Below are 14370 nucleotides of genomic sequence, written 5' to 3' on the forward strand. Positions count from 1 at the left end.
GTACCAGTACCAAATCGAAATCCCCGGCCGAATAGAATCGTTCGCAGGCCTCAATAGTACGGCGGCGGCCGGATTCGATCATGGAAATTCAGCATTGCAAACAGTGGCCTCATTGTGCCGAGAACGACAAACGAGCGAATTTCGTTGATCGGGTCGCTGGCGCAGGCGCGACGCTGTCGGCTCCGATGTTGCGATGGTGATCGTTCTGCCCCCGTGACCGCTGACGCCTGATCCCGAAAACCAATATGGCCGTCGATCAAGTAGGGTGAGGAGCCCCCCCTCAGCCATCTCACACCACTGTACGTGCGATTCGTCGAAGATTTCCTGCGAGACGCGGCCGCTCGAACATTGCGCACGCCTGATGCAGTGATTCGGAGCCGGTAGCCGAATCGGCCGCCACGCGATCGGCAGCCCCCGGCTTCCTGGTTGTCATCGCCCCTTGCTCAGAAGCACGACAACCAGGATCGCGACCAGCGCAGCGAGCCACTTCAAACCGGTGAACACCTTGTCGAGCCTTTCCGTCAGCGCCACGACGGGATTTCCGTCGTCCGTGCGCAGCGGCATCCGCGCTGACCGGCCATCTCCCGGCAGACTGACCTTCGGGAGATCGATGGCGAGATACACGACGTATCCGCTGGTGGTCGGCGCCGCCTTCAATGCGTTGCCGTCCTCACCGGGTCTCAGGAACGCGCGCAATCCCCCCGCCAGCACGGCACCGGGCGGGATCGACGTATAGACGTCCCGCAGGCACAGTCCGGCCTTGACGGCTGTGACCTGTCCCGCCTCGACACCGTCGGCAAGTGCCTGCATACTGCTCGCCGGCACATCGCACCATGCCCACCACTGAGCCGGTTCCTGCATCTCGTCATCGGACTCGTTGTAGCCGAGCCGTGCCGTGCCAAGCGGATCGTCCGAATGGGTGATGCCCAGTTCGTCCTGCAATTCGCGAAGGCCGTGCCGTTCAGGCTGGCCGATCTCGCGAGCCGCGAAGGTGATGTGTATCGTGCGCGTGCTGTTCTGCACGTCACCCATGACCGACAGACAGCAGTCGTCCAGACTCGCGGTCCCCTGCACATAGGTCGAAAGCGTCGAATGCGTTGTCCCGCCGGCTGGCTCCAGGCGCCTGACGACCTGGATGTCCTGCAGGGTGAGCCACAGGGACTTCGCCGGGTAGTACGTCTGCACGTTGCCGTCGGCGCCAAGGTGCTCGACCGTATGGCCAGCGGATTTCCTGATTTCGATGCGATGACGCGCGTCCTCCTGTAGCCGGTCCTCGCCCGCATGCCGGTGCTGTCCCTCGTAGCCGGCAAGTTGTCCGGCATCGGGGCGCGTCAGCGGTGTCCGGGGCGCAATCCTGACGTTGTCGAGAACGTCGTCGTGGGTACGAACTTCCGTGACCGACGTTCCGGCACGGGCGATCGATGCGGCACGGGCTCGTGAGCCTATCGAGTATCGCCTGTCGGCGACGGGAAGCACATCACGGGCTTCCATGCCGAGCGTGATCCCGGGCGCCTGTTCCGCGAGCGGATCGATGTACTGCGATCGGGGCGCAGCCGAGACCTTCACGAGCGAAGGAAGCAGTCGGGTCAGCAGGTCGGCGTACGGGACCAGCAGCGGCAGGAACAGGCCGGCCAGCGACAGGTTGAACAGCGTATGGAAATCGGCCACCACCCGCCCATTGTCCGGTTCGATCCTGACCATGACGCAGCCGATCGGCGTCAGTGCGACAAGCGCAATCACCACGCCGGCCGACAGAATGAGCAGCGTGCCGACCGGCACGCACCTGGAGGCCGGATCGTGTGTCGCGGTCTCCTCCAGCACCGGGCGGATGGCCGCGCCCAGGTTGGCACCCAGCACCAGTGCGAAAGCCGTATCGGGGGGAATGACGTTTTGCGCGCACAGCGACATGATCAGGAGCACGATCGCGACGTTCGAATCGGCGGCCCAGGCCAGGCCGGCCGCCAGCAGGACGTCGATCAGCGGTATCGTGGATGCGTCGCTCAGCAACATCCGAAGATTCGGCGCATCCTCGTAGTCCGTCATCAACTCCTGCAGATGATGCAGTGCGAGCAGCAACAGGCCCAGGCCGATGAGCGTGCGCCCCAACTCATGAGCGCAAGTGTTCGATACCTTGCGGAACATCAGCACGCCAACGAGGATCAGGGCGGGCGATACGGCGCCGACTTCGAACGAAAGCACCTGCACGAGCAACGTCGTACCCACGTTCGCACCGAGCACGACGGCCAGTGCCGGGACAAGGCCAACGCGCCCCTGCGCGGCGAGTTCGCTCGTCATGACCGTGGTCGTCGTACTGCTCTGCAGCACCGCTGTTACGCCCATGCCGCCGAAGAAGGCAGGGAGTCGCCCGAAAAGCGCCCGTTCCAGCAGCGACCGCAGGCCAGCGCCGAACGCGCGCTGCATGCCGGTCTGAAGCATCTGCGTCCCGAGCAGCACCAGCGCAATCGAGCCGGCGAGATCGACCAGCGTGAACGTGAATGTCATGACTCTGGGCCCCAGACGCCGACCGGTTGTTCTTGTAACGTTTCCCGTCGTGAAGTTCGATCACGCCCGTCGCCGGCCGGCAAGGAAAGGCGAACTCGAATGCGTCTTGTCGCGACGGAGAAACGCACGACCGAACCGTAGATCACGCGACGGGCCTTCCCCCGAAGACGCCGTGCGCCACGTTACGGTCACCCACGGCGGTTTCCATGAAATCACGCGCCCGCAGGCACATCCCCGCTGCAAGTGGCGTGCCACCAATGCGGGTCGGGTGCGCAAGGCGCGTTGAAACCGAAAAATACGGAGATGGGCCCGTTGGGCGAATGAATCTGTTGCAGCGTTGATACAGGCCTGCCTCTCTCATGCATCGGCCCATGTTGATTGCCGCCAACACGCGCGCCCGGCGACCACGTGGTGGCGTCACCGTCACGAGCGGGCCGAGCACGCCGCTGTGCCGACACGTCGGCATGTTTCGAAATTGAAACGCGCGGTGCGATACGTGGATGCGTACAACTGGATGGGAGCGGAGCGCGCGCTTTGGGCCGGCGCTCGTCGGAGATGGCTCGCCGATGTCGAATCCGCGAACCAGACCGGCGAACGGCGCGACCTGCGCCGTCCATCCGGTGTGCCCGGCCGCATGACCGGGCCGGACGGATTTCGATCGGTACGGCGTTGCGCCGCCCGATCGCTACTGCTTAGCGACGCGGTTGCCCGGTGCGCGGCGGACGCGGCGAATTCGCGTCCTTGTGACGGAAGTTGATACGCCCCTTCGTCAGGTCGTACACCGACAGCTCGAGCGTCACACGGTCACCCGCGAGAATGCGGATGTGGTTCTTGCGCATGCGGCCCGACGCATACGCGCCGACCACGACGCCGTTTTCCAGCGTGACACGGTATTTGCTGTCCGGCAGCACTTCGTCGACGATTCCGTCCAGTTCCAGCAGTTCTTCTTTTGCCAAACCAATTCCTCCAGACAAGTGAGTGACCGCGGCCGCGGCGAGCCGCCGGCGCCGTGTCCGCAACGGGACGGCGGCCGGCAGGATGCCGGGTATCAATTCGTTCAGACGGGCGACGGGCCCGCCTTGCAATCGGAGCCCGGCGCGTTGCGGCGGTCGGGCGGTCAGTGGCGGCGATGCGATCGGCACCGCGCAAAGTCGGGACCGCGCCGCGTGCGGCATGGCGACGGTCTACTCGGGTTGCAGCATGGGCCGCTGGCGACACGGCGAACGCGTCGCGAGGGCGTTGGATCGCACGTCGTACGGACGTGCGATGGATGAGGGAAGCACACGACCGATGCATCGTGAATGCCGCGATGCATCGGTCGTGTGCGTCGGAACGCGCTGGACGCCGGCTCGGGCCGGCCTCCGCGCGAGATCCGTCCGGCAGCGGCCGCCGCTTGGCGACCGGTGCCGATACGGCTTACTGCGGCGTGATGTTCGACGCTTGCAGACCCTTCGGGCCACGCTTCACTTCGTAGCTGACCTTCTGGCCTTCGGCCAGGGTCTTGAAACCCGTGCCGCGGATTTCAGAGAAATGGGCGAACAGATCGTCGCCGCCGTTGTCCGGGGAGATGAAACCAAAGCCCTTGGTTTCGTTGAACCACTTGACGGTACCGGTATCCACAAATACTTCCTTAATACGAATGAAATGAACATGCGCCCGTGACGGGCACAGAAAGAATCAAAGAGGGAGAGACCAACGACTGCCGCACGCCGTGCGGCCAATGATGAGCAATCGAGCTTCTTGAAGACTTCGGTCTCGGACACTACGCGGTGCAAGCCGATCCGTCAAGTCCTTTCGATGCGACGCGTGCGCGCGGCAGCACGCGCCGCCTTGTCCGGCGGGCGTTTGCGGCAATCGGGAGGCGTAGCGATACGCCCCCTATTTTTCCCGCCACTCGCCACTCGCCACTCGCCACTCGCCACTCGCCACTCGCCACTTGCCACTCGCCACTTGCGACGCCGCGCCGTGACTGCGCTATTGCGTTACTGTGGTTCGAACACGTGATGCAGCGCCGGCGGTGCCTCGCCGTCGCGGATCTTCATCTCGAACGTCTTGCGTGCGACGCTCGACGGCCGCACGTCGGCCGCGTCCAGGTAGAACTGCGCATACCAGTCGCGCATCTGGTACAGCGGCCCGTCGCCTTCGCACAGCAGCGGGTTGTCGATGCGCGTCTTGCTGTGCCAGATGTCGACGTCCTCGTAGAACGCGCGCTGCGCTTCCTTCACGTACGCGTTCGCGATCTCCAGGTTCTGCGCGTCGCTCAGGCCGGCCACCTTCTTCACGATCACGCCGTAGCGCAGCTCGAAGCTGTTCATGTCGATCGGCACGTGGCAGTTCAGCAGCACCGAATGGATCGGCTGCCCGCCGCTCTGCCCCGTCATCTGCGTGATGTGCACGGCCGGCCCGAAATACGTCGACAGCGCGGTCAGGCTGTCGCCGCCGAGCTTCTCGCTGCGGCCGACCATCAGCTGCGTCGCCTTGTGATCCTCGAACAGGTTCGCGAAATAGTCGATCGGCGCATGGTGCACGGTCGCGAAGTGCGCGACGTCCGAGATGTTGTCGACCAGTTCGCGGCAGTTCGCGTTGATCACCATCTTGTCGACGACCCAGTCCGACCACTCGTCGGAGAAGCACACGTCGAGCCGCGGAATCGCGACTTCCGGCGGCGGCGCATTGCCTTCCGGGTCGTTCCACACGAACAGCAGGTTGTTCTCCTCGCAGGTCGGCCACGCGCCGATGCGCGCCTTCGGCGGAATCCGCTTGCAGTACGGGATCGACGCGCACTGCCCTGCGCCGTTCCATGCCCAGCCGTGGAACGGGCAGACGAGGTTGTCGCCTTCGACCGTGCCGAGGCTCAGGTCGGCGCCCATGTGCGGGCAGTACGCGTCGACGACGTTGATCTTGCCGGTCGAATCGGCGAACGCGGCGAGCTTGCGGCCGAAGATGTTCAGCGTGTGCGGCTTGCCGTCCTTGTAGTCGCGGGCGAGGCCGAGGCAGTGCCAGCCGCGCGCATAGCGCTGCGCGAGCGGCTGGGCTTCGATCTTGTAAGGGCGTGCGGACATGTGGGTTGACTCCTCTTTGGGGAACGCGCGGCGGCCCGCCGCGCACCGGGGTAATGGGTTCGGGGGCGCGTCGTTCAGCGCACCGGATTGCCGGGTTCGAGCGCGCGCGTCGGTTCGCGCGCGGGTGCCGGCGCAGGCGACGCAGACGACGCGGACGGCTGCGGCTGTTGCGCCACGCGGCGCTCGGCGCGCTCGACGCCGAGCCACGCGGCCAGCGCGGGCAGCAGGAACACCGCGCCGAACAGGTTCACGAGGAACATGAACGCGAGCAGCACGCCCATGTCGACCTGGAACTTCAGCGCGGAGAACGCCCACGTGCCGACGCCGATGAACATCGTGACGGCCGTGAACAGCGCCGCGGTGCCGCGCTGGCGCATCGCGTCGGCGAATGCGTCGGGCAGCGTCGCGCCGTGGCGCAGGTCGTGCTGCAGGCGTTCGTACAGGTAGATCCCGTAGTCGACGCCGACGCCGACGCCGAGCGTGATCACCGGCAGCGTCGCGACCTTGAGCCCGATGCCGAGCCGCGCCATCACCGCGTTGCACAGGATCGACACCAGCGTGAGCGGCACGATGATGCACAGCACCGCGCGCCACGAGCGGAACGTGACCGCGCACAGCAGCGCGATCGCACCGAAGATCGACAGCAGCATCGCGACTTCCGCATCGCCGACCGCCTCGTTGGTCGCCGCCATCACGCCGACGTTGCCGCCCGCGAGCCGGAACGCGACGTTCGGCGTCGGGTTCTCGGCCGCGTAGCGCTTGATCTCGTCGACGATGTGCGCGATGGTCGTGCCTTCGTGGTTCTTCGTGTAGATCAGCACCTGGACCGCCTTGCAGTTCGCGGTGTTCATCCCGTTGTCGGGGTCGAACGCGTTGGAACCCTGCGTGAGCCCGTCGCTGGAGCGCGGCAGCGCGGCCCAGCGCGGATTGCCCTCGTTGAACGCGGCGATGAACACCTTGCCCTGCGACGCGACGCTCGTCACCGACTGCACGCCGGCCACGCCGCGCATGTTCATCTCGAACTTCTCGATCGCGCTCATCACCGGGTAATGCAGGCAGGCGTCGTCGAAACCGGTCGTCTCGACGATCACCGACAGCACGTCGACGCCGATGTTGTACTGGTGCGTGATCGCCGCGTTGTCGACGTTGTAGCGCGAGTTCGCGCGCAGCTCCGGCGCGCCGGTGCCGATGTCGCCGATCTCGAGCCTGCGCGACTCGAGCGTGCCGTACGCGAGCAGCGCGAGCGCCACGGCGAACACGCCGAGCGCGGGCGCCGGGCGCGCGAATACGGCGAAGCGCGACCACTTCCCGCTGCCGCCGGCCGCCGCGGTGCGCTGCGCGCGCTCGAGCGTGCCGCGCTCGAGGCGCGTGTACGACAGCAGGATCGGCAGGAACACCTTGTTGGTGACGATCATCAGCAGCACACCGAGGCACGCGGTGATGCCGAGCTCGCGCACGATGTCGATCTTGATCCGCATGATCACCATGAAGCCGAGCGCGTTGGTCAGCAGCGCGACCGTGCCCGGCACGAACAGCTTGCGGAACGCGTCGCGCGCGGCCTCGACCGACGCCGCGCCGCGCACGAGCGCCTGCTTCCACGCATTGGTCATCTGCACCGCGTGCGACACGCCGATCGAGAAGATCAGGAACGGCACGAGGATCGACATCGGATCGATGCCGAGCCCGAGCAGCGGCAACGCGCCGAGCAGCCAGACGACCGGCAGCAGCGCGACGACGAGCGCGAGCACGGTCGTCTTCAGCGAGCGCGTATAGGCGAACAGCAGCGCGGCCGTCACGAGGAACGCGAGCGCGAAGAACGCCATCACGCCGGCGATTCCCGCTTCGACGTCGCCGACCAGCTTCGCGAAGCCGATGATGTTCACGTCGATGCCCTGCTTCGCGTAGCGCGCGCGGATTTCCTCGAGCTGGCGTGCCACCGCGCTGTAGTCGAGCCGCTTGCCGGTGGCCGGATCGGTCTCGCGCAGTTCCGCGCGGATCAGCGCCGACTTCAGGTCGTTGCCGACCAGCCGGCCGATCTGCCCGGAGCGGGCGACGTTGCGGCGCACCTTCGCGAGGTCGTCCGGGTTCGCGCTCGAGAACTGGCCGGGCACGACCACGTCGCCGCGAAAACCGGCCTCGGTCACCTCGGTGTAGTGCACGTTCGGCGTGAACAACGAGAACACGCGCGAGCGGTTCACGCCGGGGATGAAGAACACGTCGTCGGTCGCGTGGCGCAGCGCATCCATGAACGTCTGGTTGTAGATGTCGCCGTCGCCCTTCCAGCGCAGGCTCACGAGGATCGTGTTCGCGCCGGGGAACGCGCCCGCGTAGCGCTCGAACACCTGCATGTACGGATGCTGCATCGGGATCATCTTGTTGAAGCCCGGATCGAGCTTCAGGCGCGTCGCGGACAGGCCGAGCGCGAGCGTCACCGCGACGCACAGCAGCATCAGCAGCCGGCGCTGCCGGATGATGGTATCGGCGCAGCGCTCGACGAACGCGGCGAGGCGCGACGCGGGAACGGCTTCGGTGGAGCGTGACAGGTCGTTCATGGATTTCTCGTGTCGGAACGGACGGAACAGGCGATGCGGACGATGCGGGCAGCGCGAAGGCGAGCGCCGCCGCGCATCAGGACGGCGACGCAGCGAGCGGCGCGACGCCGGCCTCGCCGCCGAGCAGCAGCGCGCCGCGGCCCATGTCGAGCACGGCCGCGAGACTCTGCACGCCACCGAGCTTGCGCACGTCGAAGGTCAGGCCGCCGTCGCGCGACCCGACGATCGCACCGCCCTGCCCGACCAGCACGAGTTCGCCGTCGGCAAGCTGGGTCGCGCCGAAATACGACACCGGCACGTGGCTGTCGACGTGCGTCCAGGTCGCGCCGCGATCGGTGCTGCGCAGCACGTTGCCGCGCATGCCGTACGCGACCCAGTCGCCATTCGCGAGCATCAGCGCGCCGAACAGCGAGCCTTGGTACGGCGACGGCACCTTGTCCCAGCTCGCGCCGTTGTCGGTCGAACGCAGCAGCGTGCCGCTCTCGCCGGCGATCAGCAGGTCGCCGTGACCGTCGCCGACGATCGCGTTCAGATGGCGGTCGCCCGCCGGCGTCTTGAGCGGCTGCCACGTGAGCCCGGCATCGTCCGAGCGCAGCAGCTGGCCGAAACTGCCGGCCGCGAACAGCGGGCCGTTCGCGGTTCCCCACACGGACAGCAGCGGATCGGAATGCGCGTTGTCGCCATGAACTTCGCGCCAGTGCACGCCCGCGTCGTCGCTGCGCAGGATCCGGCCGTCGTGACCGACCGCGATGCCGAGCGTCGGCGTGACGAAGCTCACCTGCGTGAGCGTCGATCCCTGGTCCGGCGTGACCGACGCCGGCCGCCAGCGGCCGCCCGCATCGTCGCTCAACAGGATCACGCCGCGCTCGCCGACCGCGACGATGCGCGTGCCGGCGCGGGCGAGCCCGTTGATCTGCAGGCGGTCCGCATGGATCGCGGTGACCGGGAACGCCGGCAGCGGGCGCGGCGAGAACGCGAACAGCGCGGCGCCGAGCACGAGCGCCGACATCGCGAGTCCTGGCAAAGTACGTTTCATCGGTTTGTCTCCTTCTCTGCGATCGGCCCGGGCCCGCGCCGACGCGCTCGCCCTGCCGCTGCAAGTCTCCGGGCCGTCGGTCGTCGCCGCGGCCTCGAATGGTCCCGAATGGATGGCAGCCGAACCGGGCTGCCGGCTCGGCTGCCGGTGAGCCTTGCTCGAGCGTCGTTACGCGCCGACCTCGAACAGCGCGGCGGCACCCATCCCGCCGCCGATGCACATCGTCACGACCGCATGCCGCACGCCGCGGCGCGCGCCTTCGAGCAGCGCGTGCATCGTCATCCGCGTGCCCGACATCCCGAACGGATGGCCGAGCGCAATCGCGCCGCCGTCGACGTTCAGCCGCTCGTCGGGGATGCCGAGCGTGTCGCGGCAATACAGCGCCTGGCACGCGAACGCCTCGTTCAGCTCCCACAGCCCGACGTCACGCACGGTCATCCCGAAACGTTCCAGCAGCTTCGGAATCGCGAACACCGGGCCGATGCCCATCTCGTCCGGCTCGCAGCCGGCCACGGCCAGCCCGCGGAACGTGCCGAGCGGCGTCAGTCCGCGACGCTCCGCCTCGGCCCGCGACATCACGACGACCGCCGCCGCACCGTCCGACAGCTGCGACGCGTTGCCGGCCGTCACGAACTCGCCCTGCTCGACGACCTTGCCGCCGCTCCACGACGGCTTGAGCCCCGCGAGCCGTTCGGCCGTCGTATCTGCGCGCACGCCTTCGTCACGCGCCGCGCGCACGTCCTCGTAACCGGTCGGGTTGCCTTCCTTGTCGAACAGTGCGCGCCGCACGTCGAGCGGCGCGATTTCGGCGTCAAAGCGGCCGGCCGCCTGCGCGTCGGCCGTGCGCTGGTGGCTCTGCAGCGCGAATTCGTCCTGCGCGGCGCGCGAGATGCCGTAACGGCGCGACACGATCTCGGCCGTTTCCATCATCGCCATGTACGCGGCCGGCTGATGGTCGAGTACGGCCTGCGAACGCGCGCGGTAGCCGTTCTTGTGCTTGTTTTGCGTGAGCGAGATCGATTCGACGCCGCCCGCGACGACGATCCGCGCGTCGCCCGCGCCGATGCTGCGCGCGGCGCTCGCGATCGACATCAGGCCCGACGAGCACATGCGGTCGATCGACATCCCGGGCACCGACGCCGGCAAACCGGCCGCCGCGGCCGACAGGCGGCCGATGTTGTAACCCTGCGTGCCCTGCTGCGCGGCGCAGCCGATCAGCACGTCGTCGACGTCGGCCGGCGCGACGCCCGCGCGTTCGAGCGCCGCGCGCACGACGTGGCCGCCCAGCGCGGGCGCCTCGGTGTCGTTGAACATGCCGCGAAACGCCTTGCCGATCGGCGTGCGTGCGACGGAAACGATGACTGCGTCTTCCATGAGCTGGCTCTCTGAATCGAAACTAGAAGTAGTAGCGGCTGATCGTGTCGGCGACGCAGCCGGGCTTGGCCTCGCCTTCGATCTCGACGGTCACGCGAACCCACGCCTGCAGGCCGCCGTCGAGCGCCTCGACGCGCAGCAGCTCGCCGACGCCACGCACGCGCGCGCCGACCTTCACCGGCGCCGGGAAGCGGATCTTGTCGCAGCCGTAGTTGACGCCGAGCCGCGCGCCGTCGATGCGCACGATCTGCGGCAGGAAGTAATTGACGAGCGACAGCGTCAGGTAGCCGTGTGCGATGCACGCGCCGAACGGGCCGTCCTTCGCGCGCACCGGGTCGACGTGCACCCACTGGTGATCGCCCGTCGCGTCGGCGAAGCCGTCGATGCGGATCTGGTCGATCGCGAGCCACGCGCTCGCGCCGAGCGTGTCGCCGACGGCCGCCGCGAGTTCGCCGGGATGCGCGAACACGCGGGGCGTCGCGCGCACGGGGTCGAGGGTCGCGCTCATCATGCGTGCTGGCTGCTGACCGACAGCACTTCGCCCGTCATGTACGACGCGTAATCGCTTGCAAGGAACACCATCACGTTCGCGACCTCCCAGACTTCGGCGGCGCGCCCGAAGGCTTCGCGCGACGCCAGTTGATTCAGCAGGTCGGCCGGAGCCGACTTCTTCAGAAAATCGTGCATCGCGATGCTCGGCGCGACCGCGTTGATGCGCACCCCGTAAGGCGACGCCTCGAGCGCCGCGCAGCGCGTGAGCGCCATCACGCCCGCCTTCGCCGCCGCGTAGTGCGCCTGTTCCGCCTGCGCACGCCAGCCGAGCACCGATGCGTTGTTGACGATCGCGCCGCGGCCGCGGGCCTGCATGTGCGGCAGCATCGCGCGCGTCATCCGGAACGTCCCGGTCAGGCTAATGTCGATCACCCGCGACCATTCGGCATCGTCCATTTCGACGATGCGTTTCGCGCCGCCGAGCCCGGCGTTGTTGATCAGTACGTCGACGCCGTCGAGCTTGTCCTGGGCTTCCGCGACGAGCGCCTGCACGTCGTCCTCGACCGCGACGTTGCACAGGCGGCCGTAGATCTGCTGCAGCCCCGTTTCGGCGCGCAGCGTCTCCACGGCCTGTTCGAGGCGCTTCTCGTGGATGTCGGAAATGAACAGCGCGCGACAGCCTTCCTCCGCGCAGCGGCGCGCGGCCGCGAAGCCGATGCCGGCGCCGGCGGCGGCCGTGATCAGCACCGATTTGCCGGCGAGCAGCTGGTGGCCCGGCACGTACGCCGGCGCTTTCTGGATCTGGGGTTCGGTCATGCGTTTCCTCGCGGTTCCCTGGGCATGCCGAGCCCGCGCTCGGCCATGATGTTCAGCTGGATTTCGTTGGTGCCGGCGTAGATCGTGTCCGCGCGGGAGAACAGGAACACGCGCTGCAGATGGGTGAGCTTTTCGTCGGCCGGATCGATCACGTTCGCGCGGGACCCAAGCGCATCCATCGCGAGCTGGCCGAGGTCGCGGTGCCAGTTCGACCAGAAATACTTGTAGATCAGCGCCTCGCGGCGCAGCGGTGCGGTGGCGACGTTCGCGTCGTCCGCGCCCGACAGCATCCGCAGCGCGTTGTAGCGCATCACGCGCAGCCCGGCCCACGCGCGGCCGATCCGCTGGCGCAGCACCGGGTCGCGATCCGCGCCCGATTCGCGCGCGGCGTCGATCACCCAGTCGAGTTCGCGGACGAACTGCATCTGCTGGCCGAGCGTCGACATGCCGCGCTCGAAACCGAGCAGCGTCATCGCGATCCGCCAGCCGTCGCCCGGTGCGCCGACGAGATCGCGAGCTTCCGCGCGCGCTCCGTCGAAGAACACTTCGTTGAATTCGGCGCCGCCGTTGAGCTGTTTGATCGGGCGGATCTCGATGCCCGGCTGGTCGAGCGGCATCAGCAGGAACGACAGCCCCTTGTTGCCCTTCGACGCCGGATCGGTGCGCGCGAGCACGAAGATCCAGTCGGAGTCGTGCGCGAGCGACGTCCACACTTTCTGGCCATGCACGCGCCACGTGCCGTCGGCGTCCTGCTCGGCGCGCGTGCGCACGTTCGCGAGATCGGAACCCGCGCCCGGCTCCGAGTAACCCTGGCACCAGAACTGCGTGCCGGCGAGGATTCCGGGCAGGAAACGCGCGCGCTGATCGTCGGTGCCGCACGCGACGAGCGTCGGGCCGAGCAGCCCTTCGCCGATGTGCCCCATCCGCCCGGGGCCACCGGCGCGCGCGTATTCCTCGTGGAAGATCACCTGCTCGGCGACCGAAAAGCCGCGGCCGCCCGCGTCGGTCGGCCAGCCGAGGCCGGTCCAGCCGCCCTGCGCGAGTTCCCGTTCCCACGCCTTGCGCAGTTCGGGAAACGCTTCCTCGTCGCCGGGGCCGCCGCGGTACTTCAGGCACGCGAATTCGCCGGTCAGGTGCGACTGCACCCAGTCGGCGACTTCGTGCCGCAATTGCTGTTCGCGCGATTCGCTGTTCATTGGAGAGCTCCGGTGCGCGCGGCGGACGAACGCGTGGCGATCGAAGCCGACGGCGACGACGACGCAAGCACCGCGTCGTGCTGCGACGCGCCGCCGTCGATCGCCTGGCGGGCGATCCATTCGAGCAGTTGCGGCGTGCTGCCGAACTGCGCGCCCGACGCCTGCGCGCGCTTGAAATAGAGATGCGGGTCGTATTCCCACGTGAAGCCGACGCCGCCGTGCAACTGGATCGCCTCCTGTGCGCAGAACGCATACGCATCGTTGGCGGCGGCTTTTGCGGCCGCTACGTCGGCGCGCAGCGTAGCGCCGGGCGTGCTGCTGCCGGCTTCCGCGTCCCACGCGTGTGCGGCGCCGAGCACGGCCGAGCGCGCGGATTCGATCAGCACCATCATCTGCGCGCAGCGATGCTTGACGGCCTGGAACGACGCGATCGCGCGGCCGAACTGCACGCGCTGGCCGGTGTAGTCGAGCGTGAGATCGAGGCATTGCTGTGCGCCACCGAGTTGTTCGGCGGCCAGCGCGAGCGCCGCGAACCATGCGGTGCGTTCGAGCAACTTCGCGGCAGCGGCGCCGCTCGCGAACAACGCATCGCGGCTCACGCGAACCTCGTCGAGCACGACGCGCGCGATCGGCCGCGTCGCGTCGAGCGTGTCGAGCGGCGTCGCCGCAACGCCGGCTGCGCCGACGATCATGTCGATTGCGAACAGGCCGACCGACTGCCCTTCGTTCGCGATCCGCGCCGGAACCAGCAGGAGGTCGGCGCGCGCGCCGTCGAACACGTGTGCCGCGACGCCGGACAACGCGAAGCCAGCCGCGGTTTCTTCCGCGATGAACGGAAGCGGTGGCGCAGCGGACGGTTCGTCGAACGAGTCGCCGAACGATACACCGAACGCATTGGCACCCGGCCCGCCATATGGCCGGCCACCCCGCCCGCCACTTGGCTCGCCGCACGGCCAGTCGAGCGGCAGCGCGAGCGTCGCGCTGCATGCCCCTTCGGCGATCCTCGCGAGCCAGGCGGTCGCGCCCGGCGTATCGCAGCCGGCCAGCGCGGTGGCCGCCAGGCACGCGGTCGAAAAATACGGCACGCACGCGACGCGCCGCCCAAGCTGCTCCATCAACAGCGTCTGTTCGACCGCGCCGAGCCCCATCCCGCCCGCCGCCTCCGGCAGCGCCAGCGCGTTCCAGCCCAGCTCGCCCGCGAGCGCGGCCCACAGCGCGTCGTCGCGGCCGGCCGCTTGCTCGATCGCGCGACGCACGTCGGCCGACGCGCTGCGCTCGGCGAGCACGTCGGCTGCCGCGTCGCGGATCATCGCCTGTTCGTCGGTGAGCGCCAGATCCAT

11 protein-coding genes are annotated in these 14370 nt (G+C 68.0%); all 11 read right to left on the minus strand.

Going from position 1 to position 14370, the window contains the following annotated elements; genetic code table 11:
- Positions 1-429 precede the first annotated feature (429 nt).
- Complete coding sequence (locus NQV17_RS20680; RefSeq protein ID WP_257773671.1) at positions 430-2502, minus strand: Na/Pi cotransporter family protein; 2073 nt, start codon at positions 2500-2502, stop codon at positions 430-432.
- Between the two features lie 692 nt (positions 2503-3194).
- The gene (infA, locus tag NQV17_RS20685) at positions 3195-3458 is read right to left on the minus strand and encodes a translation initiation factor IF-1 (protein ID WP_011355053.1); all 264 of its coding nucleotides are present in this window, start codon (positions 3456-3458) and stop codon (positions 3195-3197) included.
- Positions 3459-3918: 460 nt separating this feature from the next.
- On the minus strand, positions 3919-4122 hold the full coding sequence (locus tag NQV17_RS20690; protein WP_006751843.1) for a cold-shock protein: 204 nt from the start codon (positions 4120-4122) through the stop codon (positions 3919-3921).
- Positions 4123-4484: 362 nt separating this feature from the next.
- Positions 4485-5564 carry a Rieske 2Fe-2S domain-containing protein gene (locus tag NQV17_RS20695; protein WP_257773672.1) on the minus strand — a complete coding sequence of 360 codons (1080 nt, stop codon included), beginning with the start codon at positions 5562-5564 and terminating at the stop codon, positions 4485-4487.
- A 74-nt stretch (positions 5565-5638) separates the two neighbouring features.
- On the minus strand, positions 5639-8116 hold the full coding sequence (locus NQV17_RS20700) for an RND family transporter (protein ID WP_257773673.1): 2478 nt from the start codon (positions 8114-8116) through the stop codon (positions 5639-5641).
- Between the two features lie 76 nt (positions 8117-8192).
- Positions 8193-9152, minus strand: coding sequence for a sialidase (locus NQV17_RS20705; protein ID WP_044845662.1), 960 nt, complete (start codon positions 9150-9152; stop codon positions 8193-8195).
- Between the two features lie 168 nt (positions 9153-9320).
- Complete coding sequence (locus tag NQV17_RS20710; protein WP_257773674.1) at positions 9321-10526, minus strand: acetyl-CoA C-acyltransferase; 1206 nt, start codon at positions 10524-10526, stop codon at positions 9321-9323.
- A gap of 22 nt (positions 10527-10548) precedes the next feature.
- Entirely contained in the window at positions 10549-11034 is a 486-nt protein-coding gene (locus NQV17_RS20715) for a MaoC family dehydratase (RefSeq protein WP_257773762.1), read from the minus strand.
- On the minus strand, positions 11034-11834 hold the full coding sequence (locus NQV17_RS20720; protein WP_044845664.1) for an SDR family oxidoreductase: 801 nt from the start codon (positions 11832-11834) through the stop codon (positions 11034-11036). The genes NQV17_RS20715 and NQV17_RS20720 overlap by 1 nt, the downstream gene beginning before the upstream one ends.
- Entirely contained in the window at positions 11831-13030 is a 1200-nt protein-coding gene (locus NQV17_RS20725) for an acyl-CoA dehydrogenase family protein (RefSeq protein ID WP_257773675.1), read from the minus strand. The genes NQV17_RS20720 and NQV17_RS20725 overlap by 4 nt, the downstream gene beginning before the upstream one ends.
- Positions 13027-14370: an acyl-CoA dehydrogenase family protein gene (locus NQV17_RS20730; protein WP_257773676.1), complete on the minus strand. Its 1344-nt coding sequence runs from the start codon at positions 14368-14370 to the stop codon at positions 13027-13029. The genes NQV17_RS20725 and NQV17_RS20730 overlap by 4 nt, the downstream gene beginning before the upstream one ends.

Origin of the sequence: Burkholderia sp. SCN-KJ (assembly GCF_024656005.1) — a bacterium.
Lineage (GTDB): Bacteria > Pseudomonadota > Gammaproteobacteria > Burkholderiales > Burkholderiaceae > Burkholderia.